Annotated in this window: 21 protein-coding genes and 2 pseudogenes; 16 read left to right on the top strand and 7 right to left on the bottom strand. The window is 62.3% G+C overall.

What is annotated here, in order from left to right:
• Window positions 1-7: 7 nt before the first annotated feature.
• On the bottom strand, window positions 8-2,119 hold the full coding sequence (gene katE, locus CN311_RS07655) for a catalase (RefSeq protein ID WP_097572723.1): 2,112 nt from the start codon (window positions 2,117-2,119) through the stop codon (window positions 8-10).
• 279 nt (window positions 2,120-2,398) lie between these two features.
• Between katE and CN311_RS07660 the strand changes: the two genes are divergently transcribed.
• From CN311_RS07660 to CN311_RS07685, 6 genes are all read left to right on the top strand, one after another.
• Window positions 2,399-2,806: a Crp/Fnr family transcriptional regulator gene (locus tag CN311_RS07660; RefSeq protein WP_342586610.1), complete on the top strand. Its 408-nt coding sequence runs from the start codon at window positions 2,399-2,401 to the stop codon at window positions 2,804-2,806.
• Window positions 2,807-3,067, top strand: a complete 261-nt coding sequence (locus CN311_RS07665; RefSeq protein WP_097572724.1) for a DUF6894 family protein — start codon at window positions 2,807-2,809, stop codon at window positions 3,065-3,067.
• Between the two features lie 93 nt (window positions 3,068-3,160).
• Complete coding sequence (locus CN311_RS07670) at window positions 3,161-3,403, top strand: hypothetical protein (protein ID WP_097572725.1); 243 nt, start codon at window positions 3,161-3,163, stop codon at window positions 3,401-3,403.
• Window positions 3,378-3,638 carry a hypothetical protein gene (locus CN311_RS07675; protein WP_245440777.1) on the top strand — a complete coding sequence of 87 codons (261 nt, stop codon included), beginning with the start codon at window positions 3,378-3,380 and terminating at the stop codon, window positions 3,636-3,638. The genes CN311_RS07670 and CN311_RS07675 overlap by 26 nt, the downstream gene beginning before the upstream one ends.
• A 608-nt stretch (window positions 3,639-4,246) precedes the next feature.
• The gene (locus CN311_RS07680; RefSeq protein WP_097572726.1) at window positions 4,247-5,548 is read left to right on the top strand and encodes a hypothetical protein; all 1,302 of its coding nucleotides are present in this window, start codon (window positions 4,247-4,249) and stop codon (window positions 5,546-5,548) included.
• Window positions 5,549-5,637: 89 nt separating this feature from the next.
• Window positions 5,638-6,030, top strand: coding sequence for a hypothetical protein (locus CN311_RS07685; protein WP_097572727.1), 393 nt, complete (start codon window positions 5,638-5,640; stop codon window positions 6,028-6,030).
• On the opposite strand, the gene CN311_RS07690 is transcribed toward CN311_RS07685, so the two are convergent.
• On the bottom strand, window positions 6,010-6,198 hold the full coding sequence (locus tag CN311_RS07690; RefSeq protein WP_097572728.1) for a hypothetical protein: 189 nt from the start codon (window positions 6,196-6,198) through the stop codon (window positions 6,010-6,012). The genes CN311_RS07685 and CN311_RS07690 overlap by 21 nt on opposite strands.
• Window positions 6,199-6,620: 422 nt before the next feature.
• Between CN311_RS07690 and CN311_RS33345 the strand changes: the two are divergent.
• From CN311_RS33345 to CN311_RS33350, 6 genes and pseudogenes are all read left to right on the top strand, one after another.
• Window positions 6,621-6,821: pseudogene (locus tag CN311_RS33345) on the top strand (ParB/Srx family N-terminal domain-containing protein); the annotation flags it as partial.
• A gap of 249 nt (window positions 6,822-7,070) precedes the next feature.
• Window positions 7,071-7,994, top strand: coding sequence for a DNA-methyltransferase (locus tag CN311_RS07695; protein WP_245440780.1), 924 nt, complete (start codon window positions 7,071-7,073; stop codon window positions 7,992-7,994).
• A complete protein-coding gene (locus CN311_RS07700; RefSeq protein ID WP_097572730.1) occupies window positions 7,991-8,437 on the top strand; it encodes a DUF5681 domain-containing protein in 447 nt (148 codons plus the stop codon). Before CN311_RS07695 ends, CN311_RS07700 begins: the two co-directional genes overlap by 4 nt.
• A gap of 2 nt (window positions 8,438-8,439) precedes the next feature.
• Entirely contained in the window at window positions 8,440-9,894 is a 1,455-nt protein-coding gene (gene terL, locus CN311_RS07705; protein ID WP_097572731.1) for a phage terminase large subunit, read from the top strand.
• Between the two features lie 410 nt (window positions 9,895-10,304).
• A pseudogene (locus CN311_RS07710) lies at window positions 10,305-10,628 on the top strand (transposase); the annotation flags it as partial.
• 143 nt (window positions 10,629-10,771) lie between these two features.
• On the top strand, window positions 10,772-10,903 hold the full coding sequence (locus CN311_RS33350; RefSeq protein ID WP_245440778.1) for a CcdB family protein: 132 nt from the start codon (window positions 10,772-10,774) through the stop codon (window positions 10,901-10,903).
• A gap of 519 nt (window positions 10,904-11,422) precedes the next feature.
• Here CN311_RS33350 and CN311_RS07720 read toward each other — a convergent pair.
• The gene (locus CN311_RS07720; protein ID WP_097572759.1) at window positions 11,423-13,081 is read right to left on the bottom strand and encodes a Na+/H+ antiporter; all 1,659 of its coding nucleotides are present in this window, start codon (window positions 13,079-13,081) and stop codon (window positions 11,423-11,425) included.
• Window positions 13,082-13,291: 210 nt separating this feature from the next.
• On the opposite strand from CN311_RS07720, the gene dld reads away from it, so the two are divergent.
• The 4 genes from dld to cydB are packed head-to-tail and all read left to right on the top strand — an operon-like array spanning window position 13,292 to window position 20,081.
• Entirely contained in the window at window positions 13,292-15,883 is a 2,592-nt protein-coding gene (gene dld, locus CN311_RS33355) for a D-lactate dehydrogenase (RefSeq protein ID WP_425351058.1), read from the top strand.
• 55 nt (window positions 15,884-15,938) lie between these two features.
• Window positions 15,939-17,675: a ubiquinone-dependent pyruvate dehydrogenase gene (poxB, locus tag CN311_RS07735; protein ID WP_097572733.1), complete on the top strand. Its 1,737-nt coding sequence runs from the start codon at window positions 15,939-15,941 to the stop codon at window positions 17,673-17,675.
• Window positions 17,676-17,688: 13 nt separating this feature from the next.
• Complete coding sequence (locus CN311_RS07740) at window positions 17,689-19,098, top strand: cytochrome ubiquinol oxidase subunit I (protein WP_097572734.1); 1,410 nt, start codon at window positions 17,689-17,691, stop codon at window positions 19,096-19,098.
• Window positions 19,095-20,081, top strand: coding sequence for a cytochrome d ubiquinol oxidase subunit II (gene cydB / locus CN311_RS07745; RefSeq protein WP_097572735.1), 987 nt, complete (start codon window positions 19,095-19,097; stop codon window positions 20,079-20,081). The genes CN311_RS07740 and cydB overlap by 4 nt, the downstream gene beginning before the upstream one ends.
• Here the strand turns inward: cydB and CN311_RS07750 are convergent.
• The 4 genes from CN311_RS07750 to CN311_RS07765 all read right to left on the bottom strand — a co-directional run bounded on the left by CN311_RS07750 (window position 20,075) and on the right by CN311_RS07765 (window position 26,436).
• The gene (locus tag CN311_RS07750) at window positions 20,075-22,840 is read right to left on the bottom strand and encodes an ATP-binding protein (RefSeq protein WP_165779625.1); all 2,766 of its coding nucleotides are present in this window, start codon (window positions 22,838-22,840) and stop codon (window positions 20,075-20,077) included. The genes cydB and CN311_RS07750 overlap by 7 nt on opposite strands.
• A gap of 222 nt (window positions 22,841-23,062) precedes the next feature.
• On the bottom strand, window positions 23,063-24,241 hold the full coding sequence (locus CN311_RS07755) for an ABC transporter permease (protein ID WP_097572737.1): 1,179 nt from the start codon (window positions 24,239-24,241) through the stop codon (window positions 23,063-23,065).
• Window positions 24,238-25,404, bottom strand: a complete 1,167-nt coding sequence (locus tag CN311_RS07760) for an ABC transporter permease (protein WP_245440779.1) — start codon at window positions 25,402-25,404, stop codon at window positions 24,238-24,240. The genes CN311_RS07755 and CN311_RS07760 overlap by 4 nt, the downstream gene beginning before the upstream one ends.
• A gap of 45 nt (window positions 25,405-25,449) precedes the next feature.
• Window positions 25,450-26,436 (bottom strand): HlyD family secretion protein, encoded by a 987-nt coding sequence (locus CN311_RS07765; RefSeq protein WP_097572739.1) that lies wholly within the window; start codon window positions 26,434-26,436, stop codon window positions 25,450-25,452.
• Window positions 26,437-26,531 lie beyond the last annotated feature (95 nt).

A 26,531-nucleotide genomic window follows, 5' to 3' on the forward strand; every position in this document is an offset into this window, starting at 1 on the left:
CAGCCCGTCAGAGCTTCACCGCCATCTCTCGGCTCCAGAGCCGGAGCTTGCGGCAAGCTTCGATAAACGAGGCGGTCGCCTTCGAACCGTCGAGATTGATCATGCCCTCGTCGGCTTCCGGGTCGACGCCCGCCTTTTGCAGCAGAGCAATGGCACCCGGGGTGAATGCGATGAATTTGCAATGGGCGAACGCATCCGCGACGAAGTCGCGGGCAGCCGCCTCACCTGCCAGGCGCCCGGCGCCTTCTTCGGAGAGGACCAGCGCCACCGCGTCGAACAGAACCGATGGGCCTCCGTCGATCATGTGCTTTCCCTCGATCCAGCTCCCGTCCACGGCCTCGACATCGCCGACCTTGGGAGCAACCACCTCCATCACGGCGCCTTCCTTTTCGATCGCAGCCTGCAGCTTTTTCAGGAGAGCCGCGTCAGCGCCCGGACTCACCAGGACGCCAACCTTTCTTCCGGCGAAGCTTTCTGGCCCGTTCTCGATGATGCTGAGTGCTGGCGATGGCGGAAGGTCATCGCGGGGTGGAACCGCGGCATCAGCCGGCTTGGGCAGCTTCTTAATGCCTAGTTTATCGGCCACGGCGGTGCCAAGAGTTTCATCGATGTTGAGAAGATGCGAAACCATCCGCTCCCTGATGACTGGGTTCTCGCATTTGCTGAGTTCGAACGTCAGCGCCATCACGATGTGGCGCTGTTCGGTTGCCGTCTGGCTGATGAAAAACTGCCGAGCCTGGCTATAGTGGTCGGCGAAGCTCTCGGGGCGGAGACGAACCTTTTGGCCTTCCTCGGGGTTAGCGAAAGTCGGGAACCCCTTCTGTGGACTTTCGCGCGGGCCTTCGCCCCAAGAGTTCGGCTGGTAATTCACGCGGCCGACAGGATTGCGCATCGCCATGTGCCCGTCCTGCTGGAAGTGCGCGAAGGGACATTTGGGAGCGTTAATTGGAATGTGCGTAAAGTTCGGGCTGCCCAGCCGTTTCAACTGCGTGTCAAGATAGGAGAAGTTGCGGCCCTGCAGCAGAGGATCGTTTGAGAAATCAATACCGGGCGGAACATTCTGCGTCATGAATGCCACCTGCTCCGTCTCGGCGAAGAAATTGTCGGGCATGCGGTCAAGGACGAGGCGGCCGACCGGCACTGGTTCGAGAATTTCCTCCGGAATGATCTTGGTCGGGTCGAGCACATCGAAGTCGAAGCTGTCAGCAAAGTCCTGATCGAACAGCTGCAGGTTCAATTCCCATTCCGGGAACTGGCCCGACTGAATTGCATTCCAGAGATCGCGGCGGTGAAAATCCGGATCGGCGCCGTTGATCTTAACGGCTTCGTTCCAGACGACCGACTGCATGCCGAACTTCGGCTTCCAGATGAATTTGACGAAGGTGGACTCGTTCTTGGCGTTGACCAGCCGGAAAGTGTGGACGCCAAAACCCTGCATGAACCTGAACGAGCGCGGAATGGCGCGGTCGGACATGACCCACATAATCATATGCATCGACTCAGGCGTGAGGCTGATGAAATCCCAGAAATTGTCGTGCGCCGATTGCGCCTGCGGAAAGGCGCGATCCGGCTCTGGCTTCACGGAGTGAATCACATCGGGAAATTTGATCGCGTCCTGGATGAAGAAAACGGGGATGTTGTTGCCGACGAGATCCCAGTTGCCCTCCTTGGTGTAGAATTTGACCGCGAAGCCGCGCACGTCGCGTGCGAGGTCGAAAGAGCCTTTCGAACCCGCGACGGTCGAAAAGCGAACGAACACCGGGGTTTTCTCCCCGGCGCGCTGGAAAATATCTGCGCGGGTGTAGGCAGCGAGCGATTCGTAGGTCTCGAAGTAGCCGTGAGCCCCGTAGCCCCGCGCGTGCACCACGCGCTCGGGGATGCGCTCGTGGTCGAAATGGAAAATTTTCTCGCGAAAATGAAAATCCTCGATCAGCGTTGGCCCTCGCTGACCGACCTTCAATGTGTTCTGGTCGTCGGAGACCGGCCCGCCTTGTGCCGTTGTGAGGACGTCGGTGTCGCCATCGGCGATCTGGTGGAGTTCGCCTCCATTTCCACGCTCGAGCTTCTGATCGTGGATCGTCACCGCTTTGTCAGACGCCTTTTCGAGACTCTTGGCCATGTTGATTTCCTTAAGAAGAGAAGGGAACAAGATCAGTCATAATGTCGGGGCACGGCTTATGTTCCTGGCTGAGCCGCGGTGGTGCAGCTTCGTGCTCTGACGAGGGTCGGAAATGGAATGCGGGCTGAAAATCAAGCCTAGGAAGGAGGTTGGCGTTGCGGGTCACTTGCACGTCGGTCCTTCCAGGCGCGGTGATTGGGTTCGCTGTGCCGACGGACTTGGAAGTAATGGCGGTGGATGCACCTGTTGCACGGCGTCGGATGGAGGCGCCGGGATTGGGTGGCGGAGGCACTTCAAACAACGATGGACCACAGCTCGCCGCTGCGTGCTCTGCTTCTGCGCTTCGTGCATACCTTCATCGTGCAGGTTAGCCAGACGGCCTATGCCAACGCCGGCTACTCCATCGAGGAGCGGCTGGCGCGCTGGCTGCTTATGACCCACGATCGGCTGGAGCGAGACGACTTGCCCATCACGCACGAGTTCATGAGTCGGATGCTGGGCACGCGCCGTCCGGGTGTCACCCTGGCGGTACAGATGCTGGAAGGCGTCGGCGTGATCCGGGCTACGCGTGGTCACATCACCGTAAGGGATCGCGAGAAGTTAGAACAGATCGCTGGCCAGTCCTACGGCTTTGCCGAGAAGGAGTACTCCAACGTGTTCAAGTTCCCGATCAAGCGGGAGAGGTGAGTGGCGGACTTGCGCTACTTCATGAACGTTCGATATCGCGGTCGTCTGGCACCCGACTACGAAGGCGACGAGTTGGCAAACGCAAAGGCTCTGCACAAGCATGCGCTCGCTATCGCGCGCGATCTCGTCTTCCGCACTCGCATGGATACAATTCGCAGCTGGTTCGACTGCAGCTTCGAGATCACCGACGAGACCGGCAAAGTGGTCCTCGTTATGCGATTCGCCGAGGTGCTTCCGAAGTTTGCGGCCGGGTCAGCTTAACCGGTCCGAAACGCGACTGTTCGGAATCATACGAAGCCTTGAAGGCCGCAAAAATCCCTGCCTAAAATCTCGGTCAGGTACAGGGAGGAATGCATGACCAGCGCCTTTCAAAACGTCACCGTCGAACGGGCCGCCGAGGCCTATGTGCGCTCACGGGGCAGGGCACGATTCCTCTCCATGGCCCAGGCGATCCGTGCCATCCGAACACTCATGCCGGCATGCAAGGCTACCGACCGCGAGTTGGAGGGGCTATTGGCAGCAGCATCAATCGTTCACGGGGTTCCCGTTGCTTTCGACGCGAGAACAACCGATGGCGCAGAACCACAGCTCCAATAGGGCGGAGTTGTCTGCGCTGGCGCACACACCTGCGTCGTCGGACATTCGTCAAGCGATTGTCCGTTACCTGCTTGATAATGTCGACAAACCGAGTGTTTCGATCTCTGAGGGCATTTTCGCCGTCAGAGAACTGTTCCCACTTTGCGAGCTGACGGATTGGGAGCTTGGCGATCACATAGCGAGAAGTGCGATCGACGCCGGATTCGGCGTGGAGTTCGATGCCCATGCGCCCTAAGCGTCATCTCATCGTCACATCTATTTGCTTCGCCTGCATATGGGAACAGGCAATGGCTGCTGAACATCTGAATCACAAATTGGAATGCCCCTTCTGCCGGACCATTCGGATGAGAATCCCGACCGGCGCTCAACCTTCGACCTCGATCGGTCACGACGACATCGATCTTGCCGAGCTCTATTTCGCGCGAGGCATCCCAGGTTCGCCTGGCGGTGCAAGGGATGGATCGAGTCGTGCGTCTCGTCACGCGCAAGCCCTGCTTGGCGAACCTCGTGGCGAACCACCCTATAAAGCATTGATAAATAAAGATAATGGTGGTGCTGGCAGTCATATGCGAACCAGTCTCTGTCTGGTTTTCCCTGTTAGGCGCCAAAAAACAGCGAATTTTCGGTCATTTTCGCCTCCCAGGAAATTTCAGCCTGAAATCCTGCCGCAGTTTCAATGCTTTGGTGGAGAATTCCCTACTCGGCATAAGAGGGAAATGAAATCAGCCTAACAGGGAAAGGTGTTGGCATCCGGCGCCCGAACTGTATACCCGTTGCTTGACTTTGAGCAGGGTTGCGACTGGGGTGTCTCATCCCCGCCAACCCCCCCGTGACATCCCAAAAATGCAACGCACCTTCACCAGACAAGAACTGTACGACCTCGTTTGGTCGACACCAATCGTAACCCTTGCCGAACGCTTCGAGATGTCAGATCGAGGACTATCTAAGATTTGTGCTCGCTATCAGATACCCGTTCCTGGCCGCGGCTATTGGGCGAAGATCGAGGCCGGGCAATCTGCGCCGAAAACGCCGCTTTGGAAAATCGACAACCCGACTTTGGAGACGGTCCACATCGGTGCCTATAAACCACCGGTGAACCCATACATCGCTTTTGCGATCGAAGCGGCGGCCGGCACAGTAAGGAAGTCGAAGGAAGAAAGGCAAACTAGGGCCATTGCCGAGCAGGCAAGGGATGCCTCGGAAAGGGAAGCCGCACCTCGTGCACCAAAGGAACAGATTGTCTTCGAGCCGGTGAGAAAGCCTCACAACTCGGTCTCTGGTCTTGTCGCAGCGCTGAGATCTGCCGACCCAAACCAACATGGCGAGATCTCAGTGCCTGGTGTGAAAGTTCACAAGAACGCCCGATCCCGACTGATATCGATCCTGCATCACCTGGCTCTTGCTCTCGATCAACGAGAAATCATGCTCAGCCATAGTGACAAGGGGATAAAGACTGAAATCAGCCCAGACGATGTTCGGCTCGAGATAATCGAAGAGCGGAGGTGGGAGAAACACATCCCTACCCCTACAGAGCAAAAGAAGCGTGATGAGCATGATAGGCGCCGTGAGATAGCAAGCCGCCGTGGTCAATGGCTGCCTTACGAGAGCTTCTGGCCGGAATACGATTACATATACTCCGGGAAGCTCAGTCTCGAAATTCAGAATTGGGCGGATGGCGCGCGCAAACGCTGGAAAGACACCAAGCACCAGAACTTGGAAGGCCTGCTCGATTCGATTGCAGACGGCATTCTTTTTCACCTGGCCTTCGAAAAAGCTCGTCGCGAGGAGCGCGAAGCGGAGGAGCGCCGACGCAAGCACATGGCCCACAGGCGGGAGCTTCACAAAAAGCGGCAAGATCGCGAAGCGAGCAGATTGAATTTTCTGCGTCAGCTCGCCGAGTATCAAAAGGAAGCGACCGATCTTCGGACCACGATTGCGAAAGCAGCTGCATTTCTCCCGCAAGCCAGTCCCGAATATCTTCGTATGATCGAATGGGCAGAACGACGTCTGGCTCATATCGAAGCACAGAACCAATTGGACGTGCTGACGTCGAACTTGCGCGAGCAGAATCTCTTTCCCGAACTGGATGATTTGTATGATTCAGAGGGCGATCCGCCGCCGCCAAGGAATTCTTGGGGCTATTAGATCGCCTTGAGCGTGCGGCGTTATTGTGGAGATGGCGCAGTCGTTTATTCCGAGTTGACTACTACTGCGGTTCGAGCGTTGGTCGGCCTATGAAACGCAGACCAGCGACACGGCTGTTTGAGTGGGAACGGCTCGCCCTCAAGGGCGATTTTTCGGCTATTCCGGCACCCTTCGCCTGGGATCAGTCACACCGCTTGGCTCATTTCCTGAACGGCTATGAGATCGCCGGCGGTATGGACCGCCTTGCCGAAATTTCTCAAGCCATATCGGCCGAATTCCGACAGACCGGCCGGTGGCGGGGCACGGCACTCGAGCTCTGGCTTTGTCTCTTCTTCCAGCATCGAGCACGCCGTCACATGGGATTGGAAGAAGTCGACCCGAGCCTCGACGATCTTTGCGACGCCCTGCGGAAGGCGCTGAGCCGCTTGAGTTCCGTTGAAGCCGATTTGCTGGCGTCGCGCTTATCGCAGCATGCCATCTAGGCAAGTGTCCGGCAGCCCCTTCAGCCGCTCAATCTCGGCATTCGCCTGATCGATGTAGTCCTGAATGTCGGCCGTGCGCGGCTCGATCGTTTCCATACTGGTGCGGAACTCGATCCACTCCTCAACGGGTGCGAAAGGGCTTGGAGGATCGATAAATCCCCGAAACATCGCCGTCCTCCTACAATCTAAGATAGCAGAATACACATATAGTTGAATAACTCATGGAGCCAGAGGGAAGATCGGATTCGTGAAATAGAGCCCATCGCACTTGGCCCCGCCGCCCCGCTTGCCGAGATTAAACCGTGCTTCGGGTAGTTAAGAACGACGCCGCCGAAAAATTTTGGCAAGAGGCCACCTCGCGGGAGCGGCATGCCAAAATATTTTGTCATGGGTATGAAGCATCAGTCGAGGGGAGACAAAATATTTTTGCGGCCTAATTCTAGGCCACCGCGCTCGGTATTCTGCATCAAACCAAATTCCATGGGAAATTTCGGTGAATGGCGCATTTTTTCTATATGCGTGAATCGGCGGCTCTGAGATTCTTGGGCTAATCGCGCTCTCTGTCTCGCGCGCAACGTCAGAGGAATTTCATGCCCGCCAACATCAACACCGTTTCGATCGACGCCCTTGTCCCCTACTCCAGAAATGCCCGCACTCATTCTAAAAAGCAGATCAAGCAAATAGCCGACAGCATCGTCGAGTTCGGCTTCACCAACCCGATCCTGGTCGATGAGAGCAACAATGTGCTCGCCGGCCACGGCCGCCTCGCCGCGGCCCGGCAGCTCGGGTGGAAGGATGTCCCCACCCTTTCCATCACGCATCTCAATGAGAAGCAGAAGCGCGCTTACATCGTCGCCGACAATCGCATCGCCGAGAAGGCCGGCTGGGACAAGGAGATCCTGGCCATCGAACTTCAGGCGCTTGTCGATCTCAATTTCGATGTGAGCCTCACGGGCTTCGATATTCTCGAGGTCGACATGATCATCGGCGAGTTCTCGCCCGACAATCAGGACGACGCCGACGAGGAGGATGAGGTCGCCTTGCCGGACAAGGCAGCCGGTCCCGCTGTCACTCAGCCAGATGATCTGTTTCTGCTTGGCGATCATCGGCTGATCTGCGGCAACGCACTCTCGGCCGAGGTCTTTGCAGCACTCATGCAAGGGGAAAAAGCGTCAATGTGTTTTACTGATCCGCCCTACAACGTGCCGATCGGTGGACACGTCACGGGCTTGGGCAAGACCCAGCATCGCGAGTTCGCGATGGCATCTGGCGAAATGTCCGACGACGAGTTCGCCCGCTTCCTCGAGCAATCATTCGCCGAGATAGCCGCCTTTTCCAAACAGGGCGCGATTGCTTTCGTATGCATGGACTGGCGTCATATCGCGGAGACCATTATTGCAGGCAGGGAGACATTCGGCGATCTGCTCAATCTCTGCGTCTGGAACAAGACCAACGCCGGCATGGGCAGCCTCTACCGCTCGCAGCATGAGCTGGTCTTGGTGTTCAAGAACGGCAACGAGCCGCATCGCAACAACGTCGAGCTTGGCAAGCACGGCCGTCACCGATCCAACGTGTGGACCTATCGCGGCATCAACAGTTTTGGCGCCGACCGGATGGCCGATCTGGCGTCGCACCCAACTGTCAAGCCGATCAATCTGGTTGCCGACGCGCTGCTCGACGTCAGCAAGCGCGGCGATGTGGTCCTTGATCCATTTGGAGGGTCAGGAACCACGCTACTTGCGGCGCAGAAGACCAGGCGCCGAGCCCGGCTGGTCGAGATCGATCCTCATTACTGCGATCTCATCGTCCGACGCTTCGAGAAGCACACTGGGAAGCAGGCAACGCTCGCTGCGACCGGCGAGACTTTTGAGGAGCTGAGCGAGCGGGCCAGGGAAATTGTCCCGGCGCCCGAGAACGCGAAGGCCTCGGCAATGCAATCTGAAAACGCGGAAGGTGTGCTGTGAGCGGCCGAAACGGAAACAGAAAAAGGCCTGCTCACTACGAGGTCGGCTACGGAAAACCGCCATCGGAGCATCGGTTCGCCAAAGGCCAGTCGGGCAATCCGAAAGGCCGTCCGAAGGGCAAGAAGAACATCGACACCATGCTTCGCGAGACACTGTTGGCGACGATCCCTATTCAGATCAACGGCAAGACAACCAACGTGACCGCCCTTGAAGCCATCGTCCTCAAGTTGCGCAACAACGCAATCGCCGGCGACTTCCGCTCGGCGGTCCAAGCCATCCAACTTGGTATGCGCGCGCTTCAGCCAGAGGAGACCGAATCCAGTGGTGTCGCCACCCCTCTCGATCAGAACGTGATGATGGACCTCATGCGCGACTATCTCGAGCATCAAGACCCGGCCGCGAACGACGACGGCGACAGGTCCAAAACCGATGAGGAAGAGTGAAGATGAACGCGCTTTTCCCCGACCACCAGAAAATTGGGGCTCGCTCACCTACGGCCCCTACCCCTTTCCAGATGCTGCTGGAGCTAGCTCGCAACGACTTGGCCACCTTTGTCGGGTTGGCCTTCTCGGCTGTCGATCGTTCGACTTATTTGCCCAATTGGCACATTCGCGCCATCGCCTACCAACTCCAGCGGGTTGCGCTTGGCGAGTGCAAGCGGCTGATCATCACGATGCCACCCCGATCCCTGAAATCAGTCACCACCTCGGTAGCCTTCCCTGCTTGGATTCTGGGACGCGATCCGTCCAAGAAATTGATTTGCGTGTCCTATTCGCAGCCGCTCGCCGTCAAGCACGCGAACGATTTTCGAAACGTTGTCGACACTGCTTGGTATCGATCGATGTTCCCGACCTTCAAGATCAGTTCGCGCAAGAACACCGAGAACGAATTGCAGACGACACTAGGCGGCGGCCGATTGACCACCTCCATCGGCGGTCAGCTGACTGGCCGCGGCGGCGACATCATCATCATCGACGATCCCCTGAAGGCGGAGGATGCACACTCAGAAACGGCGCGTAGCAAGTGCGCCGAGTGGGTCCGAACGACTTTGATGTCGCGCTTCGACAACCCGGCCACCGGCGCCGTTATCCTTGTCATGCAGCGTCTCCACGTCGATGATCTGGCGGGTGTCCTTTTGGACGCCGGTGGCTGGGACCACCTCAACCTCTCCGCGATTGCCGACGAGGATGCGCGAATTCCAATGAGCGCAAGGCGCTGGCACGCGCGTAAGATCGGTGACCTGCTCCATGCTGCTCGGCTCGGAATGCCTGAGCTTGACAGGCTGAAGCGCGACCTCGGGTCGCTCACTTTTTCCGCCCAATACCAACAGTCCCCTGCCCCGGCGGATGGCAACCTCGTAAAAAGAACTTGGTTTCGTTACTACGACCTGGCTCAGTTCGATCGTCGTTCAATGACGATCGTGCAGAGCTGGGATACCGCTCTCAAAGGCGATCCGAGTTGCGACTATTCAGTCGGTTCGACCTGGGCGAAAGACGACAACATCTACTACCTCCTTGACCTTGTCCGTATTCGAGCGGCTTACCCGGACCTCATCAAGGTCGTCCGCCAATCCATCGATGTGCACGACCCGGATATAGTCCTTGTTGAAGATGCAGGCTCAGGCTCAAGCCTGATCGCGGACCTGGATAGCCAAGGCATCGCCACGACCCCGGTCAAAGCTCGGATCGACAAAGAGACCCGGCTGGTCCGCGCGGCAGCGATGATTGAAAACGGCAACGTCTACCTGCCGAAAGACGCGCACTGGAAAGATGATTTCATGTTGGAGGTACTCGCCTTTCCGAACGGCGGACACGACGACCAGGTCGACTCCATGTCCCAGGCGCTGATTTGGATGAAGGACGACAAGCCGACCGGTGGGTTCTATATCGGGAGATGCTGACACTGCTACTTCGCTGGCCGATCGAATGTCTGCAATGTGGCCGGGAACGGAATGGCCGGTTCCAGCTACCTGGCCGACGGAACCGGACATTCGTAGCAGTGGCAGGGTGGCCGGCGGCGCATTGACGACTTTCGGCCGTCAGGAGGTGGACGACGGCTTCAGGCTATGGTCGTCATGGTTACTCGGGCAACAGTTTCCCTAGGCCTCTGCCAACCAGAGCGGAAATCTCGCTTGGACGGTAAGAAGCCACGAGCAACCGGTTCTCATAATCGCATAGACCGTTTGCGAAGCCGTCCAACCCTTCTCAACGGCAACTTGGTTGACCCATCCTAGGTCGTGTTGGAAAAGGGATTCCCGGGTCGGACTGGATGTGATTCAAGTTGGTATCCGCGATGGAGACCACCTTCCACTTCACGACCAAGATCCACCTCCGCGTCAATGGCGCGGGCCTGCCCATGAGGTCGGACATCACACCGGGCCAGACTTCGGACTATCTGGGCTTCGAGCTGGTGATGGCCGACAACCTGCCCAAGCCAGCCGCCCTTCTTGCAGATCGCGGCTATTCTGGCAATATTCGCAAAACCATGGAAGCCCGCAACATCGTCCCGGTTATGCCCATACGAAAGACACGCAAGCTGCGCATCGCGGTGGACCGCCGGCTCTATCGGTTGCGCAACCTGGTCGAGCGGTGCTTCAACAAGCTGAGAAACGCCCGCTACGTCGCCAGTCGCCACGTTGCCTGAGCGGCGGGCAGCTTGTCGTTGATTTGCAGACCGATCTGATCGGAATCGAGGCTTCGCGCATCGTGGTGCCCCTTCGCGGGGCCGGACGCTACACGGCGTTTCCCGGGCTTACGCCGATGGCTGAGGCCGAGTGAGTGACATGGATCGTCCGTGTGCAGGAAATCGCCGCGGGACCGGGGGCGGAGTTGCGCGTCCCGATCGGCACTCTGGCAGGTCATCGCGACGCCCTGAAGCGCGCTCTGGACATCCTGATCGACGGTGTCTGAGCGCGCCGGCGCGGGTGTCGCAACTTCCAAGCGGGAGGTTTTTAGTCCTGTGAGCTGCAGCGCTGCATCTAATCTTACGCAAGACGATGGGTCGTATTGCCGCGGTCTGGGCTCGTTTCCTCGTTTCCGATCCTCGGCAACATCTTCATCGAGACTGTGGCGGACCCGGAAATACGAGTGGTCTACGCCTTGGAGACCGGCTCCGAGACAAAGGCGGCCATCCGGAAATGGATGCCCTTTACAACCGTCAGCGCCCTCGTTCAGCCTTGATGCTCGAAATGACCGGCTGAACAGCGCCCGGTAGGTCGCAGTCACCCATGGTCGGACAAGTCGGCAATGCCCTCTTACTCAATGAACGCGTCGGTCCCCGCAGGCGCATGCCCCTTGCCGGGGTCGCGGCGAGCAGCTCGCGCGTATAGGGACGGCGCCGCCGCTTTCCAGACCTTCGCAGAGCTCGCGGCATAGTCATGTCCCGAACTTGGACGTCCTAAGACCAGCCAAAAGTCTGTGACAGAACCGTTACGAAGCGGGGTTTGCAAAAGAACCGTCACTGCCCGCAAGGCGCAACTCGACCAGATCAAGCTCCCGTACCATCTGCCGGGCAAGGCTATCCGACAAGCTGCCGGCACGGGCGCATTGGTAGAGCGTGCGCCGCTCGGCCCGGATCGCTGCGAGCCAGAACGCATGTTCGGATCTGGTCACTTGATCGCTTGCGCTCGGCATGCCTGCCGTCAGGCCCGCGATACGGCGCTCGTAAAAGCTCAGGACCGGCTCCGCTGCCGCCGCGCGGACATCTGGACCGCCTTCCCCGATGGCAGGGCCGTCCCGGGTTCGAATGACGGCCGCGATCGCATCACGCGCCGCCGCGAGACGCGCCTCCGTTTCGCCCTCATCGGCGGTGGCAGCCGGCAGCGCTAGCCCGCGGAGCAGCAGCGGCAACCCGATGCTCGCCGCGATCAGCGACATCAGAATGAGGCCTGCGGCGATCAGCACCACAAGGTCGCGGCCCGGAAAAGGCGCGCCGGTGGCGTCGCGCAAGGGGAGTGTGAGGATGCCGGCCAGCGTCACCGCTCCGCGCACACCTGCAAGCGCAGTCGCCGCAACCAGCCGCAGCCCCGGGACCTGAGCGGCACCCCGACCGTTGCGGGTGCGGAAAAGTACGAACCGGAGGGAGGCCCAAACCCAAAGAAACCGTAGCGCAGTGAGGACAAGGCCGATCACGATCACATCGACAAGCAGCCAGATTGGAGACATGTGGTTGAGGCTTCGTATGGTCGCGCTGGCATTCGCGACAAGCTTCGGAAGCTGCTCGCCAAGCAGGACAAACATCACCCCGTTGGCAGCAAAGCCGATCGTCGTCCAGACGGCCGCACGCCGGATCCGGGTCAGCGGCAGTGCCGCGCCCGATTGCTCTGCGCGGCTCATCGCGAGGCCGGCACCGACTGCGGCGAGGATGGCCGAGGCACCGATCCGGTCCGCGATCAGATAAGCCCCGAACGGCAGGAGCAGGCTGATCAGAATCTGGGCATCGGCCTCCTCACCAAGCCGGAGGGCAACTTGGTTCTTCAACTCGACCACTGCCCAGGTCAGCCAAAACCCGATGCCAAGGCCCCCGGCCACCAGCCAGAGAAACGTTAGGCCGGCCTGCGATAGCGAGACCGGATCGGTCATTGCCGCGGCAACGGCGAAGCGCATCGCGACCAGACCGGAGGCATCGTTCAGCAGCGCCTCCCCCTCCAAGATGGCAAGCAGGCGCGGCGGCACCGGCACGTGCTGCGCGATCGCGGTAACCGCCACCGGATCGGTCGGCGAGACCGCGGCGGCGAGCGCGAAGGCAACAGAAAGCGGCACTGCGGGGAGGGTCGCATGGACGAAGACGCCGAGCCCGAGCACCGTGAAGAAGACCAGGCCGAAAGCCAAAGCGACGATGGTTCCGCGATCACGCCGCAGCCCGCCTTTCGGGATGCGCCAGCCATCGAGGAAAAGTAGCGGGGGCAGGAAGAGCAGAAAGAAGACGTCAGGACTGAGCGTGAAACCGAGAGGCGCCACCGCGGCGATCGCGGCGCCGAGCGCGATCTGCAGCAGCGGTCGCGGCACCGCCAGCCCGAGGGCCCGGCCGAGCCCGGCGCTCAGCACCACCGCAGCCAAAAGGACGAGGGAGTTGGTGACGATGTCCATGCGGCGCTCCTCGGCTGCGACGCGCGTGAGATTGCCTGAAACCGCGATCCGATCCAGCGGCACTCTAGGTACCCAACAAAGTCCAACAACAGCCAACATGCGCTGCCGTGCGCTTGGGTGGATATAGCAGCTGCACCATCCCGATCGGGCCGTTTGAACCAAGCCGCCGGGCCGGGTCGCGCACTGATCTCGGCTTCGACGGAGACTCCGATGCCCCTTTCACGCCCGATCGTCACCGCCTCGCAGCCTGCGGCTGCCGCCACAAATTTCGAGCTGATTGCCGACCTGAAGCGGATCGTTGGCGCATCCCATGTGCTGACCAACCCCTCAAGCACCCGGCGGTTTCGCAAAGGCTTCCGCTTCCGCGAGGGACCGGCGCTTGCCGTCGTGCGGCCGGGCAACCTGATCGAGCAGTGGCATGTGCTGAATGCCTGCGTCGCTGCTGGAAAGATCGTACTGATGCAGGCGGCCAACACCGGGATCACCGGCGGCTCGACACCCGACGGCGACACCTATGACCGCGAGATCGTCATTATCAGCACGCTGCGGATCGACCGTATTGATGTCATCAAAGGTGGCGCGCAGGTTGTTTGTATGCCGGGCGCGACGCTTTTCAAACTGGAAACGACGCTCGCGCCGCTTGGCCGCAACCCGCATTCGGTGATCGGCTCGTCCTGCATCGGCTCATCGGTCTTCGGCGGTGTCTGCAACAAGTCGGGCGGCGCGCTGATCCATCGCGGCCCCGCTTTCACCCAGATGACGCTGTATGCGCAGGTCACAGCCAGCGGCCAGGTCGAGCTGATCAACCATGTCGGCATCCGAATCGGCGGCGATCCCGAAGCGATCCTGACCCGAGTTGAAAAGGGGGACTTTGCCCTCGCCGATATCGAGGACGACCCGCACCGCTTCTGCTCCGATTACGGCTATCAGGACCATGTTCGTGACATTGCCTCGCCGACCCCGGCGCGGTTCAATGCCGATCCGAAACGGCTGTTCGAAAGCGCCGGGAGCGCGGGCAAGGTGATGATCTCGGCAGTGCGCCTCGACACCTTCCCGAAAGAGAAACGGACACAAGAATTCTACATCGGCACCAACGATCCTGCCGAACTGACAGAGATCCGGCGGCATATCGTTGCCAACTTCAAAAACCTGCCGACCGAGGGCGAATACATCCACCGCGACGCCTTCGATATCGCCGAGAAATACGGCAAGGACGCTTTTCTCGCGATCGAGATCCTTGGCACAGACCGCCTCCCGCTGATGTTCGCACTCAAGGGCCGGCTCGACTCCCTCTGCGCGCAGATCGGCCTGCCCGCGGACCTATCCGACCGGATAATGCAGTTCGGCAGTACGCTCTTCCCGCGCCATCTGCCCAAACGCATGTATGACTACCGCAAGCGCTACGAACACCACTTGATCCTGCGCATGGCCGATGACGGGATCGCCGAGGCCGAGGCCTATCTGACCAGCATTCTTCCAAGCGCGACGGGTGCTTATTTCACCTGCACGAAGAAGGAAGGCGAAAAGGCGTTCCTGCACCGCTTCGCCGCCACAGGTGCGGCGACCCGGTACCGCGCGATCCATCATCGCGAGGTCGAGGATATCGTCGCCCTCGACCTTGCCCTGCCGCGCAACGAGCTGAACTGGATGGAAACCCTGCCTGAAGCCATCACGAAGGGCATCCTCCACAAGCTCTACTACGGGCATTTCTTCTGCCACGTCTTCCATCAGGATTACGTGGTGAAAAAGGCTTCAAGCCCGACGACATCGAACATGCGATGTGGAAGCTGCTCGACGCGCGCGGGGCGGAATACCCGGCAGAGCACAATGTCGGCCACCTCTACATCGCAAAGCCCGCACTGGTGGACCATTACCACAGCCTCGACCCCACCAATTCCTTCAACCCCGGGGTCGGCCATACCTCCAAGCTGGCCAACTGGAAGTAGGCGCGGCCCCTTGCCGCGCCCGGAACAGGAGAAACGACACATGCCGGACCAAACCCCACCGCGCGGCTATTGCGTGCCACTTTCGCCCGAGGGCAAGTCCTCGCTCAACCCGACGCCGCCCTGGCATTACGCCAGCGATTGCATCGCGGTCGAATACTGGGCCGATCCCGCCGCGGTCGCGGCCCTGCTTCCGCCCGGCATGACGCTGGACGACGGCAGCGCAGGCCGCGCGTTCTGCTGGTTTCTCGACTGGCAATTCACCGGCGAACAGGACGAACTGACCGATCCCGCGCGCTATCAGTACCGCGAGGCGTTCATCCTGCTCGACGCGGTGTTCGAAGGCATGCCGGTCACCTATTGCCCCTATATCTTCGTCGACAATGACGCCGCTCTCGCACGCGGCTGGACGCAAGGCTTCCCGAAGAAGATCGGCAGCGTGTTCCAGACCCGCAGCTTCCCGGTGCCCAGCCTTGCCGCCGCACCGCTGGCCCCCGGCAGCCGCTTCGGCGCCAGCGTCTCGGCGCATGGCGAACGGATCGCCACCGCACGCATCCAGCTTGAGGAAAAGGTCGACGATCCGACCACCGTCTTCAATCGGCCAACCACCATCCGGCGGTATTTCCCCAACCTCGTCGCGGGTCTGCAAGGCACACCTGCGGTCGATGAACTGACCCTGTCGCTGGTCGACGATCCGGCCATGGTCGGCATGTGGGCAGGCTCGGCCGAGCTGCGCATTCCCGAGGTCGAGGGCGAAGAAATCCACCGCATCGCCCCGCTGCGCGTCGGCCGCGGCTATCGCTTCAGCTTCGCCTATTCCGTCTCCGATCTTCGCGTCCTCAGGAACTACCTCGCGTGAAGCCGGCGGGGCCGCCCGCGCGCGGCCCCGCTCCACGCCAATGCAGGAGCAGACCATGGCCCTTACCGTAGCCCAGCAACTTGTCGAAACGCTTCAGGCCGCCGGCATCAGACGCATCTATGGCGTCGTCGGCGACAGCCTGAACGGCATCACCGATGCGATCCGCAAACAGACCCAGATCGAGTGGATCCATGTCCGCAACGAAGAAGCCGGCGCCTTCGCTGCTGGCGCCGAGGCCCATCTGACCGGCGATCTCGTGGTCTGTGCGGGCAGCTGCGGGCCGGGCAACCTGCACCTGATCAACGGGCTTTTCGACTGCCACCGCTCGCATGTCCCGGTGCTGGCGATCGCCGCCCATATTCCTTCCGCCGAGATCGGCTCGGGCTATTTCCAGGAAACCCATCCGCAGGAGCTGTTTCGCGAATGCAGCCATTTCTGCGAACTGGTCTCCGACCCGGCGCAGATGCTGCGCAGCCTCGAAACCGCGATCCGCACCGCCGTCGGCCAGCGCGGCGTCTCGGTGCTGGTGATCCCCGGCGACGTGGCGCTGAAGCCCGCCGCAACAGAGGCCAAATCGAAATCCTCCGGGCTGCTGCCGAAGGCCCCGGTCGTGGTGCCCCCCACCGAAGAGGTCGAGGCGCTGGCCGAGCTGCTCAATCAGGAGGGCCGCGTGACCATCTTCTGCGGCGCCGGATGTGCCGGTGCGCATGACGAGGTCGTGGCGCTTGCCAGCCGGCTCAAGGCGCCCATCGTGCACACAATGCGCGGCAAGGAACATGTCGAATACGACAATGCGTTCGATGTCGGCATGACCGGGCTGATCGGCTTCTCCTCGGGCTATTACGCCATGCTCGACTGCGACGTGTTGCTCGTGCTTGGCGCCGACTTCCCCTATCGGCAGTTCTTCCCCAAGGGCCCAGGCGTGGTGACCGTGCAGGTCGATATCGCGCCGGGGCGACTCGGGCGGCGCACCTCGGTCGACCGCGCGCTCGTCGGTGACGTCAAGGCGACGGTGACCGCCCTTCTGCCGCAGCTTGTGGCGCGCGAGGGGCGCAGCCATCTCGATCAGGCGGTGCGGCACTACCAAAGCGCCCGCGCGGGGCTTGACGCCCTCGGCGCGCCAGACCGGCGCGGCCAACAGATCCATCCCCAGCAAATCGCCCGCGCGATCAGCGAGCTTGCCTCGGAAGACGCGGTCTTCACCTGCGATGTCGGCACCCCCACGGTCTGGGCCGCCCGCTACCTGAAGATGAACGGCAAACGCCGCCTGATCGGCTCGTTCAACCATGGCTCGATGGCCAATGGCATGGTGCAGGCGATCGGGGCGCAAGCTGCCTTCCCAAAACGTCAGGTGATCTCGATGTCGGGCGACGGCGGCTTCACCATGCTGATGGGCGATCTGCTAACCCTGGTGCAGCACAAGCTTCCGGCCAAGATCGTCGTCTTCAACAACGGCGCCCTCGGCTTCGTCGAGGTCGAGCAGCAATCGGCCGGCTTCGTGCCATTCGGCACCGATCTGACCAACCCGAATTTCGCGGCCCTGGCGGAGGCCGTCGGTATCCGCGGCATCCGGATCGAACATGCGTCGGAGATCGAGGCCGGCATCCGCGCGGCGCTCGACCATGACGGTCCGGCGGTCGTCGATGCCGTCGTGACGCGGACCGAACTCGCGATGCCGCCGGCGATCACGGTCGAGATGGCCAAGGGCTTCTCCCTCTACATGCTCCGCGCGATCATGAACGGCAGGGCGGACGAAATCGTCGATCTGGCCAAAACCAACCTCTGGCACTGACCGGAGCGAGACGATGACAGCGCTGCTCCTCTCCCGCCTTCAGTTCGCCTTCACCGTCTCGTTCCACATCATCTTTCCCGCTCTCACCGTGGGCCTCGCGGCCTGGTTGGCGGTTTTGGAAGGCCTGAGGCTCGCCACAGGCCGGCCGCTCTACCGGGTTCTGTTCGACTTCTGGCTAAAAATCTTCGCGATTTCCTTTGGGCTCGGCGTCGTCTCCGGCATTGTCATGTCCTTCGAGTTCGGCACGAATTGGAGCGTACTCGCGGCTCGCACCGGGCCGATCCAAGGTCCGCTGCTTGGCTACGAGAGCTTCACCGCCTTTGCGCTTGAGGCGAGCTTCTTCGGGCTTCTGATCTTCGGGCGGGACCGGGTGCCGCCATGGCTCTACTTTCTGTCCTGCGTCATGGTTTGTCTCGGCACCAGCCTCTCGGCCTTCTGGATCATGGTGAACAACAGTTGGATGCAGTGGCCGACCGGCTTCCGCATCGATGCGCAGGGGCTGTTCGTGCCAACGGACTGGGCGGCAATCGTTTTCAGCCCCGCGGTGCTGGTGCGCTTCCCCCACATGCTGCTTGCCTCTTACGTCACGGGCGCCTTCTGCGTCGCGGCCACCGGGGCATGGTATATGCTCCAGGGTCGCTACGCAGCCGAGGCGCGCGTCATGCTTCGCATGGGGCTTGGTCTTGCGGCCGTTTTGGTCCCGGCACAAATGCTCTTCGGTCATCTGACAGGCGATTTCGTTCACGACCGTCAGCCGGCAAAATTTGCGGCGATCGAAGGTCGCTGGCACGATGAGCAGCCCGCCTCCGAAATACTGTTTGCGATCCCTGACGCCAAACATCAGACAGACCATTTCGCGCTCAGCGTGCCGTATCTCGGCAGCCTGATCGCGACGATGACCCTCAACTCAAAGGAAGTCGGGCTGAGCGACTTCCCGCAGGATCAGCGCCCTCCTGTGCTGATCCCCTTTTTCGCCTTCCGTCTGATGGTCGGCTGTGGCCTTCTGATGCTGGTTCTGGCCTGGTATGGTGGCCTGCATGCCGCAACGGGCCGGCTGTTCGGGCGGCGATGGCTGCTATGGCCCATAGCCTGCTCCTTCCCGCTGGGATTTATTGCGACGCTGATGGGCTGGTTTACCGCCGAGGTCGGTCGGCAACCTTGGGTCGTCTATGGTCAGTTGCGTACGGCCGAGGCGGTGACGCCGACGCTTTCCCCGGGCCTCGTCACAATCAGTCTCGCGCTCTTCGCGGTCATCTATCTGCTGATTTTCGCCGCCGGAACTCTCTACATTTATCGTATGTTGCGCGCCGGGCCGGTTCCCGGCGAGGGGCCCGCCGGCCCCGAGACCAACCCCAAGCGCCCTCTCTCCGTGCCCGGTTATAGTCCCGGAGCCGAACGTCCGAGCATGGAGTTGCGCTCATGATCGTTTTCTGGACTGCGGCGCTCGCGCTTGCCGTATTTCTCTATGTCCTGCTCGACGGCTTCGATCTCGGGGTCGGCATCCTCTTTGGCTTCGCTCGGACCGAGGACGAGAAGCGCGAGATGCTTCATGCGATCGCGCCTGTCTGGGATGGTAACGAAACCTGGCTCGTGATTTCCGGTACGGTGTTGTTCGGCGCTTTCCCCTCCGTCTACGCGCTGCTTCTCAGTGCCTTCTACCTCCCGCTCATCCTGATGCTTTGCGGCCTGATCCTGCGCGGGGTCGCCTTCGAGTTCCGCGAGAAGTCGACCGGCTCCCGCGCGGTCTGGGATGCGGGTTTCGGGCTCGGATCTCTGTTAGCGTCTTTTGTCCAAGGCTGTGCGGTGGGCGCACTGGTCGAGGGGCTACCAAACCATGCCGGCCAGTTCACCGGTGGGGCTTTCTTTTGGGCGCGTCCTTTCCCCTTGCTCTGCGGACTCGGTCTCTGCCTCGGCTATGCGATGATCGGTTCCACTTGGCTGATCGCCAAGACCAGCGGCGCGATGCGCGAGCGTGCGTACCGGCAGACCGCTTGGCTCCTGCGCGGCGTGTTGCTGTTTCTCGCCGTGGCGTTTGTTGCGTCGCTGTTGCTCGATCTGCCGGTAATGACACGTTGGCTAGAACGGCCTGTCCTTGGGATGTTCCCCCTACTCGGGCTAGCGGGCGGCATCACCGTGCTTTACGGCCTTATCAAGCGGCGCGATGCAGTGCCGTTTCGCGGCGCCGCCCTGATCTTCATCGCAGCCTTTGGCACACTTGCCGTATCGTTTCTGCCCTATATCGTTCCGTTTAGCTTGACGATCTGGCAGGCTGCGGCGCCGCCCTCCAGCCTCTCCTTTCTCTTCTGGTTTGCCGGCATCGTGGTGCTGCCGCTGACGTTGCTCTACACAGTCGTCGTCTATTGGGTGTTTCGCGGCAAGCTTCGGGACGACCACCCCAGCTACTGACCGTCGAGAAACGCCCGCGCGTCGTCGAGGTCGCGCGTCGCGGGCTCCGCGTCGTGTCCGTCGAGGAGCGGCGCCAGCAGCGCCTTCCCTTCGGCCCGCCGGCCCGTGCCGGCGAGATGCGTCGCAAGGTCGAGGGTGGCGCGCAGCTCCCAGAACCACGCCCCCTGACGGCGCGCAAGCATGCGCGCGGCGATGAGGGTCGCCATGCCGGCCTCGACCTCGCCGGCCCGAAGCCGGTACAGCGCATCGATCCGCATGATTTCCGCCGTGGCCCAGCCGGCCGTTCCGGTTTGCACGCGCGCCAGGGCGGCCGGTGTAACAAAGGCTGGATGCACGGTGCAGAGATGATCATGGATCTGCTTGTCCAGGCCGTCCGCCGCGCTCATGGAAGCGTCCGCGCCCCGGTGGAGGCGCAGCGCATGTTCATATCCGCGCACCCACTGATGCCGGTAATAGGCCGCCGAATGCCGCTCGATATGCTGGGTCAGCCGCTGGAGCAACACGGCGGCGCGGTCGACATCACCGATCCAGAACTGCATCGGGATCGCGACCAGCCCCAGCATCACCAGGAACGGCATCTGGTGGTCGAGCCGTCCGGTGGTCTCGACCCACTCCTCCGCAAGCGCCATGCCGCGACCGATTTCACCCTGGAGAAAAAGCAGCCGCGCCTGGACGATGGCACTGGTGAGCTCCCGGTCCAGAAACAGCGGAACATGATAGCTCGGCAGGACGATGCGGCCGTCGGGAATGTCGCGGCCATATTCGAAAAGCGCCCTCGCCTTCCGCAGATCGCCGGTGAACGTATGCGTGATCGCGCCCAGGCGGTCGGCGAACCGTCCGGCCGTCTCGTCGCCGCTCCGCGCGGCGATCAGGCACGTCGTTTCGCAGGCCCGATGCATCGCCTCGACATCGGCGGTGGCAAAGCCGAGCCCCCAGAGCGCGCCCATCGCTTCGGCCATGCGCGCGTCGGAGCCGGTCCGGCCGGCGATCTCGGCCGCGCCATCGACCAGGAGCCGCGCGCGCTCGTTCGGGCCGCCGCTGAACGCGGTCAGCCGGCAGAGCTGCGCCCTGAGCCGCAATTCGATCACCGTATCCGCTGCGCGTTGCTCCAGGACCGCCAGCGCCTTCTCGTGCCGCGCCCGGAACTCGGCAAGGAGCGAGCCGAGGAAGGCGAGCGTGCCGGTCCGGGAAGTCAACGCGATGCCCAGATCGGCGTCCCCCTCGGGTCCGAAGGCCCAGTCGAGAGCGGCGCGAATATCGTCGATCAGCGGCAGGTAGCGGGCACGCCAGGCCTCTATCGGAAGCAGGCGCCAGTCCGTCGCGGCCTCTTCCAGCATGGCCTGCATCGCCTCGGCATGGCGGCGGCGAAACTGCGCCGCTTCGCCCGCCAGGAACAGCTTCTCGCGCGCATAGGCCTTTGTGGTGTCGAGCAGGCGGAACACCGTCCGCTCGCCCGACACGTCGGCCTGAACCAGGGATTTGGCGACCAGACCGCCGAGGCATTCCACCACTTCGGCCCGGGTGAGCTGCGGGCAGGCACAGGCACAGGCGACAGCGTTCAAACCGAAGACCGAGCGGAACAGCGACAGGCGCCGGAGCAGCGTGCGTTCCGGCTCCGAGAGCAGCGCATGGCTCCAGTCGAGTGTCGCCCTCATCGTCTGCTGCCGCGGCGGCGCGGTGCGGCGCCCTTTGGCAAGCAGCGCCAGATTGTCATCGAGCTGCTCGAGATACTCGGTGAGCGAGAAGCCATGCAGACTTGCGGCGGCAAGTTCGAGCGCAAGCGGCAATCCGTCCAGGCGGTGGCAGATCCGGCAGACGGTCAGCAGGTTTTCCGCCGTCAGTTCAAAACTCTGCCGCGACGTGCCGAGCCGTTCGCTGAACAGCTGAATGCCCCCATGGTGCAGCGCCTCCTCGGCGCTGATCTCGCCCTCCGCCGGCAATGGCAGCCCCTCCAGACGGAAGACCCATTCGCCCTGGGCGCGCAATGGCTCTCTGCTGGTACAGAGCACGGTCACGCCCGGCGCCCGGCGCCGGATCGCCTCGGCCACCTCGGTGACCGCGCGGACGAGATGTTCGCAATTGTCGAGGATCAGCAGCAGGCGGCGCGACGGCAGCGCGCGCGCGAGCGCCTCGCTGCAATCCTCCGCCAGCAGCGACAGCCCGAGAGGGCTGGCGATCGCGCTGGCGACGAAGGCCGCATCGGTCAGGGAACTGAGATCGATGAAGCGTACATCGCTGCGGCCGCTGTCGCGGAAACGCGCGGCGACGGCCAGGGCCACCGTCGTCTTGCCGACGCCGCCGGGGCCGACGATGCTGACCAGACGCTGCCGCAGCAGATCGGCACAGAGCGCCTCGATCTCGGTCTCGCGTCCGATGATCCCGGCCATGGGCCTTGCCGCTGGGGCAAGCGGCGCGGTCGCCGGCGCGGCGGCCACGGGGACAACGAACCGGTATCCGCGCCCCATCTCGTTGATGATATAGCGCGCCTTGACGCTGCCGTCGTCCAGTGCCTTGCGCAGCGCATGCAGATGGCCGCGTATGGTGACCGGCTCGACGAAGACATTGGGCCAGACCTCCGTCAGCAGCTCGTCGATGGTGACCACCTCGCCCTGACGTTCGACCAAGGCGAGCAGGATCGAGAACGCACGGCTGCCGAGGGGCACGGGACGGCCCTCCCGCGTCAGCTGCATAGTTTCGGCGGACATGTGAAACGGGCCGAAGCTCCAACTGCGGGCGGGCTGATGGTCTTGAAGCGTCACCTTTCGTCTCCGAACAGGAACAGCGCACGGCGCGATGCCGGCCACATTTGACGGAGGCTTCACTATGCCCGCCCGCAGCGCGCCCCGCGACGGCTCGCACATATACACGCTGAAGAACGTCATCGTCTCGGGAAAGGGTACGTTATGAGATCACATCACCGACACTGACTGTTTAGCGGCTGCGTCGCATCTGCCGACAGGCACAGGGGGCAGGTGCGAAGCTCAGGCGTTCGGCCGCGGATCCGCCGCGCCCCATGGACGTGCCCCACGCTGGAGCAGCATCGCGACCCCGCCGTAGGCAATCGCGAGGCCCCAGAGGGTCAGGAACTCCGGCCTGACCCCTGCGAGATTGGCACCGGTCTGGGTGATGCGGACGAAGGCCGGCACCGCGGAGGTGCTGGGGATCAGCAGAGAGAGCCTGTGCAGCGCCGGCGGGATCGCCTCGGCGGGCCAGGAGAAGCCGGTGAGAAAGAACAGCGGCAGCCCGATCGCAGCGGTGGCGAGCTGGGCGGTGAGGGGGTGGCGGAAGATCCGTGCGAGGACCATGCCGAGCCCGCCGATGGCGAGCACGAAGGGCATCGCGAAGACCATCAGGACCAGCGGACTTCCCAGATGCGGCAGGCCGTAGAGATAGGGCAAGGCGATCAGATAGGTCGGCAGCAGGATACATTCGGCCAGGAGATAAGCGAGAAGCCTGCCGAGGACGCTCGCGACCGCCCCGATTAGGGGCGCGGCGGTATCCCCGGGCTCAACCGGTGTCTGAGATGCGGGGAGGGTCCCGAGCAGGCAAACGGCGATCAGCAGGATCTGCTGGACGATAAGGCCGAAGGCGGCGGGCAGGATATAGGTCGCATAGCCACCCTCGGGGTTGAAAAGCGGCACGGCGGTCAGCGGCATCGGATCGACGGCGGCACCCGCGATCCGCGGATCGACATCCTCGGCGATCAGCCGCGCTGTCTCGACCTCGGCGCCCATGGTCCCGGCCACGGCCGACACCGCCCCTGCCACCCGCTGATAGATCAGGAGATAGCTCGCATCCCCATAGACCGCGACCGGCGACGGCCTGCCATGCAGCAGGTCACGCTCGAAATGCTGCGGAATCAGCAGGATGCCGTAGATCTGCCGGGCGAAAACCGCGCGCTCGGCGCTCGGCATGTCGAAGAATTGCGCGGTGACGGCGACATCGGCGCTGGCATCGACCGCTTGGGTGAGGCGCCGGCTCGCCGCGCTCCGGTCCTGATCGACGACAGCGATCGGAACGTTGCGCAAGGCCTCGTTGAGATAGGGCTGGGGATAGAACCCGGCATAGATCACCGAGGCGACGATCAGGACCGAAAAGACCGGAGCCAGCGCCAGCATCCGGGACAGCTCGCTCCGGCAGGCGCGCAGAACGGCGATCATGCCGCGGCTGCTGACTGCGGCTGGGGCGCGGCGTTCCGCAACCGGATGCGGCGAACCTCCAGCACAAGCGCGGTCAGCCCCGCGAAAACCAGCACCATCGCCGCCAGCGCCAGGACCGGGCGCAGCGACAGATCTACCGGCGTGCCCCGAACCGTCTGGTCGATCCGCGCCATCAGATACCAGGTGCCGGGCAAGATGCTGCCCCAATAGAACGCGAACCCGTTCATCGCGATCCTGGGAAAGCCGATCCCCATGAAACCGAAGGCCGGAGCGGTCAGAAGCGACCCGATGCTGACCGCCTTCGCCGTGGGCCTGAGCACCAGCGCCAGAAGCGTGCCGAGGAACTGACAGGCCAGGATGAACAGTGTGCCGGCGAACACCAGCAGCGCGCGGTTCCCGCGCAACGGCGCGCCGTGAACACCGAAAAGCACGATATCGGAGAGGCCGAGCACCAGGAGAAACAGCAAAGTATAGGGCAGGATCTTGCCAGCCATAGCCGGCAGCAGCCCGCCCCCCAGCCGCCTCAGACTGCGCAGCCGGTGCGGCGTCTCCACATCCAGCCCGACCGAATAGGCCGAACTCGTCACGATGATAACCTGCAGAACCGCGGGCACCACGGTGTTGAGCAGGAAGGCGATATAGCTCAGCGTCGGATTGAAAAGCGCGTTCACCTGCACCGGAACGGGACTCAGCTCCGCCTCGGCCACATCGACCGGTTGCCCCTCGGAGGTCCTGAGCGCGACCTTGATCCCCGCCTCCACGGTGGCAACTGCCGCGTTGACGCCACGCAGGATGGTATTGCCTGTGGTCAGGGTCTGGGTGTTGTAGAAGAACACGACATCGGGCCGGCGGCCGGCATAAACGTCGCGCTTGAGATGCTGCGGAAGCATCAAGAGCCCGTGAATCGCCCCCGACCGGATCAGCGCCTTGCCCTGGGCGAGATCGCTGACCGGCGTGGTGACGGCGGCCTCGGGCGTGGCATCGACCGCGCGGATGATGCTGCGCGACAGATCGGAGCCGTCGAGATCGAGCACCCCGATCGGCAGTCGCGTGGCGAGGCCCGCGCTGAAGATCGTGCTAAGCAGCACCATCAGCAGGATCGGCACCAGCGTGGTCAGGGCGAGCAGGAAGAGCCGCCGGCGCAGCCCGTCGATCTCGCGCAAAAAGACGCGCCAGAAACCAGGACGAAGCTGCCGGGGCCCCCGCATCTACCTGGTCCGCGCATGCCAATGCGCGATGACGCTCATCCCGGGGCGCAGTCCGGTCAGCGGCTCCACCGGTTTGGTACGGACCTCGAAGGTGCGCAGATCGAAATCACCGGTGGCCCGCGTCGCCCGCCACGTCGCATATTGCCCCTCGACATTGATGACCGTCACCTTGACCGCCACTTCCTTGGCGCCGAGCGCAGGGATATCGACCCGGAACGTATCGCCGACCTTCAGACCGGCGAGCAGATCCTCGCGCAGGTTGAAGGTCATCCAGCTGTTCTGCAGATCGATCAGTGCATAAAGCGGCGCACCGGGCGAGAAGTTTTCGCCCAGCTCGGCGATCCGCGTCGTCACCTCTCCCGAGATCGGCGCGACGATGCGAAGCTCGTCGACATCCACCGCCTGCTGTGCCACGGCGGCGGCGACCTGCTTGACCTGGGCCTCGGCAAGGGCGCGCTGTTCGGCACTCGCACCCTCGATGGTCAGGGCGAGTTCGGCCTCGTCAGCCTCCTTCTTCTTCAGTGCCGCCTGCAGATTGCGCGTCGCCTGATCGAGATCGGCCTGCGGCGTGTTGCCGGTCGAGAGCAGCTTCTGCTGGCGGCTGTAGGACGACTGAGAAAGATCGACATCGGCCTGATCGGCCGCGACCTGTGCCTTCTGCGCTGTCACCGTCTCGGGCCGGACCGTCTCGACATTGCGCTGATTGGACTCCGCCACGGTCAGCGCGGCCTTCGAGGCGGCCAGCGCCGCGCTCAGCTCGGGATTGGTCAGCTCGACCAGCACACCGCCCTGCTTCACGCTGTCGCCGACATCGGCATTGAGCCGGGTCACCCGCCCCGAGACCCGCGGGCTGATGTCGATCTCATCGGCCGACACCTGACCTTGCACGATCAACGGCGGCGGCAGAGTTGCCACATAAAGCACTACGGCGAGCATGATGAGGAAGGCAAAGCCAATACTGGCCCGAAGTGGCGTCGCTGTGCGCATAGATTCGCTCAAATAAGGGACGGAATTTGATCGTTGATTGCCCAAGGTCCTTCCGGGACGCTCCGGTATGCTTGAGCTTCAGCCTGTCCACCTTC

It is taken from the genome of Mesorhizobium sanjuanii, from assembly GCF_002529485.1.
GTDB classification, from domain to species: Bacteria; Pseudomonadota; Alphaproteobacteria; order Rhizobiales; family Rhizobiaceae; genus Mesorhizobium; species Mesorhizobium sanjuanii.